1 protein-coding gene is annotated in these 459 nt (G+C 30.1%); it reads right to left on the bottom strand.

Annotation, left to right across the window (positions count from 1 at the left end; translation table 11 throughout):
* Window positions 1–96, bottom strand: a 96-nt coding sequence (locus N8L90_RS09660; RefSeq protein ID WP_398577026.1) for a KxYKxGKxW signal peptide domain-containing protein, incomplete at its 3' end; no start/stop codon positions are given.
* Between the last annotated feature and the right edge of the window lie 363 nt (window positions 97–459).

A 459-nucleotide genomic window follows, 5' to 3' on the forward strand; every position in this document is an offset into this window, starting at 1 on the left:
CGAGGCACGCAACCAATGCTTACCTGACTTGATCAACTTGAAACGGGTCACACGATCCGTCTCTCTATATTCACCTTCTTGGCGTCTAAAAAACATTTTTTAGATTCCTTTCCACTTATAATTATGTGTATTTAGCAATAAAATACCAATATACATTATACACTTTAGATGCAAGTAATTCAATAAGTTTCAAAACATTTTTACCTAAAAAAAAAAAGTATTTTGTATGGATATTATAGGCGAATATACCGTTTTTTATAAATATTAGAAAAATAACCATTTTAAACGTTTTCATAGATATAAAGTCCAATTTTTAAGCGTTTTTATGTTTCAAGATTCCGAAATATTAAATTTTTGTTACAAGACGTTGGATGCGATTTCCGGCTCTATAATATTTGTAGTGGGTAAATCCCCTATGAATCTTATGGAGCCTATTTTTGTGTAGAAAAAAAGTCCCAT

Origin of the sequence: Streptococcus mitis (assembly GCF_946190115.1) — a bacterium.
Lineage (GTDB): Bacteria > Bacillota > Bacilli > Lactobacillales > Streptococcaceae > Streptococcus > Streptococcus mitis_CO.